This window comes from Halodurantibacterium daqingense, from assembly GCF_042666235.1.
In the GTDB taxonomy this organism is placed as follows: domain Bacteria; phylum Pseudomonadota; class Alphaproteobacteria; order Rhodobacterales; family Rhodobacteraceae; genus Halodurantibacterium; species Halodurantibacterium daqingensis.
Window position 1 is genome coordinate 1 of the sequence record NZ_JBHTFQ010000025.1, and the last position, 10587, is coordinate 10587.

General features: G+C 58.6%; 6 protein-coding genes and 1 pseudogene. 6 read left to right on the forward strand and 1 reads right to left on the reverse strand.

Annotated features, from left to right (window positions below):
* Nucleotides 1–419: 419 nt before the first annotated feature.
* The gene (locus ACFQXB_RS20115) at nt 420–917 is read right to left on the reverse strand and encodes a very short patch repair endonuclease (protein WP_377406984.1); all 498 of its coding nucleotides are present in this window, start codon (nt 915–917) and stop codon (nt 420–422) included.
* A gap of 57 nt (nt 918–974) precedes the next feature.
* Between ACFQXB_RS20115 and ACFQXB_RS20120 the strand changes: the two genes are divergently transcribed.
* The 6 genes and pseudogenes from ACFQXB_RS20120 (at nt 975) to ACFQXB_RS20145 (ending at nt 10445) form a co-directional block, all read left to right on the forward strand.
* Nucleotides 975–2489: a DNA cytosine methyltransferase gene (locus ACFQXB_RS20120; RefSeq protein ID WP_377406985.1), complete on the forward strand. Its 1515-nt coding sequence runs from the start codon at nt 975–977 to the stop codon at nt 2487–2489.
* Between the two features lie 250 nt (nt 2490–2739).
* Nucleotides 2740–3300: pseudogene (locus ACFQXB_RS20125) on the forward strand (IS3 family transposase); the annotation flags it as partial.
* A 211-nt stretch (nt 3301–3511) separates the two neighbouring features.
* Nucleotides 3512–4999, forward strand: coding sequence for an ATP-binding protein (locus ACFQXB_RS20130; protein WP_377406986.1), 1488 nt, complete (start codon nt 3512–3514; stop codon nt 4997–4999).
* Nucleotides 5000–5012: 13 nt separating this feature from the next.
* The gene (locus ACFQXB_RS20135) at nt 5013–7865 is read left to right on the forward strand and encodes a Z1 domain-containing protein (RefSeq protein WP_377406987.1); all 2853 of its coding nucleotides are present in this window, start codon (nt 5013–5015) and stop codon (nt 7863–7865) included.
* Entirely contained in the window at nt 7862–8881 is a 1020-nt protein-coding gene (locus ACFQXB_RS20140) for a PD-(D/E)XK motif protein (RefSeq protein WP_377406988.1), read from the forward strand. Before ACFQXB_RS20135 ends, ACFQXB_RS20140 begins: the two co-directional genes overlap by 4 nt.
* Entirely contained in the window at nt 8871–10445 is a 1575-nt protein-coding gene (locus tag ACFQXB_RS20145; RefSeq protein WP_377406989.1) for an AIPR family protein, read from the forward strand. The genes ACFQXB_RS20140 and ACFQXB_RS20145 overlap by 11 nt, the downstream gene beginning before the upstream one ends.
* Nucleotides 10446–10587: the final 142 nt, after the last annotated feature.

Consider the following 10587-nt stretch of genomic DNA (forward strand, 5'->3'; position numbering starts at 1 on the left):
GCGCTAACAGGCCTGACAAGAGTCCGCACTCGATCACAAGTCTAACGTTCAGAAATTCCTTGCAAATGAGGGCGGCATCCACAAGAGAAGGTTCGACCGCAGTCCCGTCCGCTCCGCCACTTGCCCCTGCGAAAGCGTTCTCCCGATCCGGCTCCAGCCGGATTTTTGCGTTGTTTTCGAGGGTTATGCGCGAGGGGCTGAGCACTGGCCCCTGTACCAAGAGCCCGGAAACCGTCTCTCAGGGCCGACATTCTCCGGACCTCATGACTGCGCCGATTTGGTGAATAGCTTGCAACTATCAGAAATATCTATATTTTTACGACGCGCCAGCTGAACACTTCGATGTCAGTGGCGTTCGTGAGAAGGAACCCGGATCAAACATTCAACAGGCAGATCGTAGCCTTGCTGCGCTGGGTCAATCAGCGGGAAGAGCCAACGTCCTTACCTTCTCTTACGTGTGCCGAAGCCTCGTTTTCACCGAGTTCGAGCGTGTCACCTAAAGCCACCAGCCATTCTGCAAGACGGTCGGTGGCCACGGAAACCTGGTCGGGCTTACGCAAGGCACACTCCCAAATCGTCGCCACGCGCCAACCCTCATTAAGCAGCGCTCCGCGAACGGATCTGTCCCGTGCAACGTTCGCCGCGAATTTGGCCTGCCAGAACTCCGAGCGCGTTGCGGGAGTGGTGGCGTAGCCGCATCCCTTATGCCGATGCCAGAAGCAGCCGTGCACAAAGACGACGGCGCGATACTTCGGCAGGACGAGGTCCGGTCGCCCGTGGACCTTCTTCGAATGAAGTCGGAAGCGGAAACCGCGCGCGTGCAATGCCTGCCTGAGAGCCAACTCGGGCTTAGTGTTCTTTCCCTTGATCCCTGCCATCATCCGCGATCGGGTCTCGGCATCGACGATGTCCACCATCCCATCTCCTTGCCATGTCTGCGAAAACCTGGAAAGAGGAGAGGCAGGAGCAGTGAAGTGTCGAAACCCGTTCAAATCGTTGATCTGTTTTCAGGCCCGGGAGGCCTCGGAGAAGGATTCTCCTCCTGCAGGAGGAGCGATGGGTCGCGCGCCTATGAAATTGCCGTCTCGATCGAGAAGGATCGCGCTGCGCACAAGACACTGAAACTTCGCGCATTCTTGCGCCAATTCGATGAATTCCCTCCGGAATACTATTCATGGATTGCCGGGAAGCGCGAATGCCCGGATTGGAAAGAGCTATACCCTCGGCAATGGAAAGCAGCCGAAAGCGAGGCACTCTGTGCGGAGCTCGGTAAATCGGAGACTGCGTCCATACTCTCCGAGAGGATTTCCGCGACAAAGCGATTGGCCGGTGAACGCACTCTCCTGATCGGCGGCCCTCCCTGCCAAGCCTACTCTCTTGCCGGTCGGTCGAGAAACGCGGGTATCAGGGATTACAGACCGAAGGATGACGACCGGCACTTCCTCTACCGCGAGTATTGCCGCGTCCTGAACGAGTTGAGCCCTGCGGTGTTCGTGATGGAGAACGTCAAAGGCATGCTTTCCTCTTCGGTCGAGGGGTTAGCGATCTTCGAGCAGGTCGTATCCGACCTCGAACGCGCTGGCCCGGGCTACCGGCTCGTTTCCCTTTCGGCAGGCCTCCAGTCGGAAGCCAACCCCGAACCCAGAGACTTCGTTATCCGCGCCGAGGACCACGGAGTACCGCAAGCGCGGCACCGGGTCATCATCGTGGGTATCAGGTCGGATGTCGCCGGCGACTTCACCCCGAAACTTCAGCGGCGAAACGCCCTTGTGCCGGTCAGGGACATGCTGACAGGCCTGCCGCGGCTGCGAAGTGGCTTGAGCCGACGCGATGACGAGCACGCTTGGTACGATGCGGTGGTCGATGCCATGGAGGCTGTCGGAAAGATCATCCGGGATTATCCGGGCGATAACTTCAGCGGCTTTCTGAACGAACTGGATCGGGTCGAGGAACGACTTCTGACGACTTCGCAGATGGGGCGTTCGAGCCACGCAAGAAAACCCCTGTCCAGGAAGCTGCAGCCGGAGCTTTCTTCGTTTCTCAACGACCCTAGCCTCATCGGTGTCTCGGGGCACGAAACCCGTGGACACATGCCGTCCGATCTGGCGCGATATCTCTATGCCGCCTGTTTCGCGAAGGCCGAGGGGGTTAGCCCACGGGCACACCAGTTCCCGGACATTCTTGCTCCAAGACACAAGAACTGGAAAACCGGCAAGTTCAACGACAGGTTCCGCGTTCAGATCGGCACAGCTCCGGCTTCCACGGTAACAAGCCACATCTCGAAGGACGGGCACTACTTCATTCATCCCGACCCAACGCAGTGCCGTAGTTTGACGGTGCGCGAAGCCGCGCGACTACAGACCTTCCCCGACAACTACCACTTCATGGGCAATCGCACCGAACAGTTTGTGCAGGTTGGGAATGCAGTGCCACCGTTCCTCGCGAAGCAGATTGCTGACACCCTGCTACCTGTATTCGAAACCCTTTGAACGTCAGCTCGTCAATTCGAGGCTCGCGTGTGAGAATCTTTCATCTTGGAGCTTTTTGAGCGCGCTCATCGCAATAGCGCACTGCTTGTCCGACGGCATCTTGCTCGGGATCGCGGAGCAGGTTTCCAGAACGCCGTTTTCTCGCGGGGACAGAAGCCCCCGTTCCCGTCCCCAGTTTCGTGCCTCTGCCCAAAACGCGGCGCCGAGCCTGTGCACTTCGAGCTCAGCCTCGACGCTGGTCTCGACAGCCTTGAAGGTGCCAATGCGACAACCGAAGAAGGGTCGGCTCTGGCTAAATGACGGATCTTGTGTCCGGTTGCGGCTGGAGTATCGCAACCATGTCTGGAGCTACGACTTCGTGCATTGCCGCACCGATGACGGCAAGGCGTTCCGAACGCTGAACATCCTCGATGAACACAGCCGGGAATGCCTGGCGATCAAGGTCGCGCGGAAGCTCAATGGTAACTGCGTCATCGACGCGCTCAGCGATTTGTTCATCCTGCGCGGTGTCCCATCCTTCATCCGCTCGGATAACGGCCCCGAGTTCGTCGCACGGGCTGTCCGCGACTGGACCGCCGCCGTAGGTGCCAAGACCGCCTACATCGAGCCGGGATCACCTTGGGAGAACGGCTACTGCGAAAGCTTCAATGCCAGGTTCCGCGACGAGCTACTCAATGGCGAGATCTTCTACAGCCTGCGGGAAGCGCAAATCCTGATCGAACAATGGAGGAGGCACTACAATACGAAGCGCCCACAAAGTGCTCTCGGTTACCGTCCGCCGGCCTCGGAAGCCATCGTCCCGATAGACTAGAGGCCGATCATGCACTAACACTCAAACCGGACCACTCAAGTGGGGTGGATCACGTTAACCCTACGAATTTAAGCACCTATTTCCGAATAAACTCCGGCATGCAAGACTGTTCGGTCTCGGAAGTATTTGGCAAGATAGGTTTGGAATCGACTTGTTGTGGATCTATGGATGAACAACCGAAGGGTCGCTCATTCTGGTGTCTCGGGGTGCCATGCAGGAATACGAAGATGCTCCACCGCCAGCCGACGCGCTGGCTGAATCCCTTCGCGGTTTCGGCTACTCCGCCGAAACCGCTATTGCAGATATCATAGACAACAGCATCACCGCCAAGGCCCGCAATGTCTTCGTCAACGTGGAGCTAGCTGCAGGAACTCCTTTCATAAGTATCCTCGATGACGGCGAGGGGATGAGCGAGAAGACCCTTCGGGAGGCCATGAAGCTGGGTTCGCAGAGTCCGTTGATACCTCGAGCCGAAGCCGATCTTGGCCGCTTCGGGCTTGGTCTTAAGACCGCATCCTTTTCCCAGGCGAGAAGCCTCACCGTCGCCTCGAAGCGCAAGGGTGGGGAGGTCGCCATAAGGAGGTGGGACCTCGATTATCTGGCAGATTCGAAGGGTGAGTGGCGTTTGCTCACTTCGGCCCCCGAAGACGCCGGTCCGCATATCGAACGTCTCGAGAAACAGGAAAGCGGAACACTCGTCCTCTGGAACAAGCTGGACAGGGTCCGTCCCCGCCACAGTGCAGCGGTTGGGGGCGCCAAGTCGCACCTTCTGATGGAGCAGCTTGAGCAACATCTCTCCATGGTATTTCATCGCTATCTGGAAGGCGGCCAGCCGAAGCTGAAACTGCATGTAAATGCTGCTCGAATAAGGCCGTGGGATCCTTTCCTGAGTTCGCACCCTGCATGCAGACCCAGTCCCGAGGAGACTGTCGGCACGGCGAATGCTCGGATCCGGGTCAAGGGTTTCGTTCTGCCCAACAAGGACATGATCGAGGACGAGAAGGCCTGGAACCAGGCTGGAGGCAGCGAAGGCTGGGTGACAAGCCAGGGCTTTTATATCTACCGCAATGACAGGCTTCTTGTAGCAGGCGGGTGGTTGGGTCTGGGAAGGCCCAGACCCTGGGTTCGGGACGAGACTCACAAGCTCGCGCGGATTCGTGTCGACCTTCCGAACTCAGAAGACGCTGCTTGGCAAATCGACGTCAAGAAATCCGATGCCAGTCCGCCGGAAAATCTGAGGGCCCGCCTGACCGATCTTGCTCTCGCAATTCGCGGAGAGGCCAGGTCCGTGTTCGTCCATCGCGGAGAATACGGAAAGAGCCCCAAGGTTGCCAACCTTGCTCGTCCGTGGAAGTCGGTCAGGATCGGTGGACAGTCAGCGTACCGCATCGATACGATTCATCCGGTGGCGAGCTACATCCTGTCATCGCTTGATGATGACGATCGTTCGATCGCTGCCTTCTTCAAGCTGCTGGAAAACACTGTCCCGGTCGAGAAGATCTGGATAGATACTGTCGAGCAGGGGGAGCTTCCCGCGACGCCGTTCTCCGGAGAAACGCGGGAGCAGATCCGAGCACTCGCTCGTGACCTGCTTGCAAGCCTCATGCGCGGTAGGGGGCTTTCAGAAGATGAGGCGAGGGCGCAGCTGCGCAGGATGGCGCCTTTCGACCAGCATTCCGAGATAATCGACGAAATCTAGAGGGGAAATCAGTTTGGCAGATGGTGTTGCAGCCAAGATCCGTGGTCAGGTCATGGGTATTCTGGAGGAAATCAGAAAGTCGGACACCATTACTCGCGAACGGATCGCCCGAGTCCTCGACGGGATCTGCATGATGTTTCCGAACCTGCCCGAAGACTTCGACCGCGAAGACATGCTGGCATCGATCGAAGAGCGGATCAGTATCTGGATAGGCGATGCTCAGGAACTGGTCAACAACGAGAACCACGTGGAATGGCTCGCTGCGCGCAAGCCCGAACTCGAATGGAACTACTGGGACCGCTATCGGCAGCACATCCTGCCTGATATCGGTCTCGAGCCGACGACAAAGCTTGACGGCATCACCGACCGCATTCTTTCGCACCTCGAGGATCCGCAGCGAGAAGGAGCTTGGGACCGGCGCGGGTTGGTCGTCGGTCACGTCCAGTCAGGCAAGACCGCGAACTACACGGGCCTCATCTGCAAGGCTGCAGACGCCGGATACAAGATCATCATTGTTCTCGCAGGCATTCACAAGAACCTGCGGTCGCAGACCCAGATTCGCATCGAGGAAGGGTTCCTAGGGTATGACAACAATCGTCGGCCCGATGAGGGCTTTCGAGCGGTTGGGGTCGGCAACATCAACCCGGATCCGTTTCTTCGTCCGGACTCGGTGACCAACCGCGCAGACGACGGTGACTTCAACACGAACCGCGCGAAAACCTTCTCGATCAATCCGGGCGGACGGCCTCTCGTTTTCGTGATCAAGAAACAGTACACCGTGCTTCAGAACCTGATCAACTGGGTCAAGTGGGCGCACACTGCTGTCCATCAGGAGACAGGAAGGGAGAGTGTTTCCGGAATTCCACTGCTGGTTATCGACGACGAGGCGGACCACGCGTCGGTCGATACGAAGGACGGCGCCTTCGACGAGCACGGCCAGCCTGATCCGGAACATGATCCCTCGCGCATCAACCAACTGATCCGAAGGTTGCTCACGCTGTTCCAGCAGAAGGCCTATGTCGGCTACACCGCAACGCCATTCGCAAACATCTTCATCCACGAACAGGCGGAGACGAAGGAAGAGGGCCCCGATCTCTTTCCGAGCAGCTTCATCATCAGTCTTCCTGCCCCTTCCGATTACTTCGGTCCGGTGCATGTCTTCGGATCTGACGGGGAGGACGAAGACGAGATCGAGGATGCACAGCACCGTTACGTGCGGGAGATCGAGGACCATGCCGATTCCCTTAGCCTGAACGAGAATTCCGGCTGGGTACCTCCGAAGCACAAGAACGGCTGGGTCCCGCGCTATATGGGCGAGCTCACGCTCCCGCCATCGCTCGTGAAGGCGATCCACTCGTTCATCATCGCTTCCGCAGTGCGACGTGCTCGTGGTCAAGACCGTGCCCACAACTCGATGCTGGTCCACGTCTCGCGGTTCACCAGCGTCCAGAACCTTGTGAAGCAGCAGATCGAGGCCGAAGTGGAAGCGATAAAGCGCGAGTTCCGCTACGGTGAGACGGAGGGCGAGCGTTGCATCAGGGACGAGCTGGAAGCGCTCTTTACCGAGGATTTCGCGGACAGCCTGAAGCCGGATCACAATCCCGACGACGAAATCTTCGAATGGGAGGACATCGAGCCCTTTGTCGAAAGGGCCATCCCGCAAATCGACGTCAAGGAGATCAACGGAAGTGCCGGTGACATCCTCGATCAGGAAGCGGCGGGATCAGAGCACGTTCTCAGCATTGCCGTGGGCGGCGACAAGCTCAGCCGTGGTCTCACGCTCAAGGGTCTGACAACAAGCTACTTTCTTCGAGCCTCGCGCATGTACGACACGCTCATGCAGATGGGGCGCTGGTTCGGATACCGCCATGGGTACGAGGATGTCTGCAGGCTCTACATGACGGCGGACCTTCGCGAATGGTTCGAGAAGATCACGGTCGCGTCGGAGGAGCTGCGCGAAGAGTTCGATCACATGGCAGCCGTGCGGGGAACCCCGCGCAACTACGGCCTGCGCGTCCGCTCCCATCCAGCCCTAATGATCACCTCAAGGGTCAAGATGCGTTCCGGCACCCCGATGAAACTCAGCTTTGCCGGCACGATCTCGGAAACCGTCGTCTTTCATGCCAGCAAGGATGTGATCGAAGCAAACAGGCAAACAACCGAAACATTCCTGAAGGCAATCGGATTGCCTTCGAAAATCGATCCTTCGCGCGCGCGTCCCGAGGGAAGCCTGCACCAGTGGAACAACTCTTTCTTCTGGGAGCGAGTGGATGCTTCCGCGATCCTCTCTTTCCTTGGAGGCTATGCGACTCACGAGGACTCGGTCAAGGCGAACAGCAATTTCCTCAGGCAGTTCATCGAGAAGCAGAACGAGCACAGGGATCTTCTGGAGTGGGACGTTGCACTGCTGTCGGGAAGGGGGCAGGTGACTGACCTGGCCGGTCTGAAGATCCCCATGGTGCAGCGTACGCCGTTGACCAGGAACACATCGATCAGCGACCAGATCGATGCGAAGAAGTACATCATCGGCCGGCTTGTCTCGCCACGCGACGAAGCGATTGACCTCGACGAGGATGCTTTCGCCGAGGCTCTCGAACGGACACGTGCCACGTGGCATGAGGATGCGGCTCGCAACCGGACGCGAGGCGAATTTCCGAACGAACCCAGCGGCATGTCCATTCGGGAAACGAGGCATCAGGGGCGCGGGCTGATGTTGCTCTACCCCCTTGATCCGGACACCGAGGTGACACGAGGTGTCACGGATCCGGTCATGGCTGTCGCACTGAGTTTCCCCACGAGCTCGAACGCCACGGAGATCGACTACGTCGTGAACAATGTCTTTGCCCGCACGGAGAGTGAACTGTGACCGGCGAAGACATCGAAGCGATCTGGCAGGAAATCGAGAAGGAAGGACACAGGGAATCGGGCTGGCACGGGCGGAAGATCTCGCGTGGCTCGCCCCATGACCTTCTGGCTGGCCGGAGGATGCCTTCCGGCAGCGTCGGGCTTCTCTACGATCTCGATGCGAGTTCCGTGCCGCCAGGTGCTGAGTGGCCCGAGGGCAAGGGTTTCCGCACGAAGGTACAGATGATTACCGCCGGGTCCGGCGGCAAGCTGCGGGTAGCGCTAGAGCTTTCCGGCGCACAGTATCGGGATGTGTTTTCGGCGCTGTGTGCCGACATTGCAAATGTGATCATGGAACATAGTCCCGGACGAGCGGGGTTCAGCGCGTTCCTGAGGCGGCTTCAGGCCTGGCAGCGCTTCATGCAGCTCCATTCGGACAGAGGCCTGTCTCAGGAGCAGATCAGGGGCATCTTCGCGGAAATCACGGTTCTGGAGCAGATCCTCTATCCCATGCTTGGCGAGCTTCAGGCAGTGGAGGCTTGGCAAGGTCCGCGCGCCCTTCACGACTTCGACCGGCTTGGCCACGCACTCGAGGTCAAGAGTGGTTCGGCGACGGGGGATCCGGTCATGCGCGTATCCCGCTTGGAGCAGTTGGACGAGACGACGGTAAGGAGCCTTCACGTCTGCTTTGTGGCACTCAGGATGGATACGCAGGATGGCTTGAGCCTGCCCGCCCTTGTCGCGCGGCAGCGAGACCGCCTGAAAGACTTCCCTGGCGCCCTGCAGCGGTTGGAGGATCTCCTCGTTGCTGCCGGGTACCACGAGTCGCAGGCGTCGAATTATGCAGAGCCGCAACTGAAACCTGCGAGCCTGAAGCTCTATCGTGTGCGGGATGAATTTCCACGGCTGAGGAGAGAGGATCTCCACAGAGGAATCGTTGCGGGCAAGTACTCGGTGGCAGTGAATGCCTGTTCCGATTTTCAAACCGAACTTTCCGACTTCGCAGCAGTGTTTGCCGGGGATGAAGATGTCGACTGACCTCGATATTTCCGAATTTCGCACCAGCCTGATCGCAGACATCAACGAGGCGAGAAGTGGGGGCTCGGGCGGCGGCTCGCCTGTCCTTCCCGACTTCTCCGAGAACGTCTTCACCGATATCTGCACTACATGGCTCTCGGAAGTTGCTTTCACCGAAAACCCCGAAGTCTGCCATTTCGAACGAAGCTTCGGAACGAGAACGGCACGAGCAAACGGTTATGGTATCAGTGACGACGAAGCCGTCATTGACGTCTACATCTCCTGTTTCGACGGCACGGGTGAGCTGGGTTCGATACCTCCCGAGGACATCCGGCGTGCGGGGCGTCAAGCCCGGACATTCATCGAAAAGGCGACGGGTGATCTGCTAGGGTCTCTTGATCCTTCGCACGCCGACTACGGCATGGTGGAGCGGATCCGCGAAATTGCTGACGATGCAGGGCGCTACCGCGTTCTCATCCTGACGGACTCGCGCTGCTCGCTGAATGCCATCGATGCTGAGGACATCGATGGCACTCCCCTCTCCTACGAAGTCGTTGACATCGAGAGGCTCTACCGACTGGTTCAGGCAGGGCTGCCCCGCGACGAGATCGTGGTGGATTTCACGAGTTACTCCGACGAAGGGCTTCGTTGCCTTCACGCGCCGGAGATTTCCCAAGACTACGACGCCTATCTCGCCCTCATACCCGGGGAGATCCTCTTCCAGCTCTATGACAGATATGGTCCGCGACTTCTTGAGAAGAACGTCCGGTCATTCCTTCAGGCAAGGGGCAAGGTGAACCGGGGGATCCGCGACACGCTTCGCACGCGTCCGGATCGATTCATGGCCTACAACAATGGCATCGTGGCTACTGTCGACGAGATCGAGGTCAGGCATGACGCCGAGACCGGCGCCCGCCACATTACTGCGGTCAAGGGGCTTCAGATCGTGAACGGCGGCCAGACAACCGCCTCCATCCACCGGGCGCGGCGCAACGACAAGGTCGATCTCTCGACCGTTTATGTGCCCGCAAAGATCTCCCTCATCGAGGCTGACCGGATCGAGGAGATGGTCCCTGCGATCTCGCTCTACGCGAACTCACAGAACAACATCCAGATGGCCGACTTTTCGGCCAACGACCCCTATCATGTCGAGATGTCCCGCCTGTCCTCCCAAATATGGTGCCCGGGCGAGCAGGGCCGCTGGTTCTACGAGAGGACCCGCGGGGAATACGAGGTCGAGAAGACACGAACTGCAAGAACACCTGCCCAGATCAAGAAGTTCAACGAGAAGACACCTCGTCAGCGCAAGTTCGACAAGGTCGAGCTCGCCAAGTTTCTCCTCTCCTGGGAACAGAAGCCGGACAAGGTCAGCTTGGGCGGACAGAAGTGCTTTGCCTGGTTCATGCAGAACCATTCGGAGACACACTCGAAGGGATGGCAACCTGACGAGACATACTATCGTCGAGCGATTGCGAAGGCGATCCTCTACAAGCAGGCTGTCAGCATCACCCGCAAGGAGGCTTTTCCCGCTTATCGTGCGCAGGTCGCAACGTATCCGTCCGGTCTGCCTGCCCTGCCTGCGTGATGGAGTGGGTGATAGTGTCCACTATCGATAGTGGACATCTTGAGGGTATCCGTCCGGTCTGCCTGCCCTGCCTGCGTGATGGAGTGGGTGATAGTGTCCACTATCGATAGTGGACATCTTGAGGTCGGTGATGGCGGGGAAG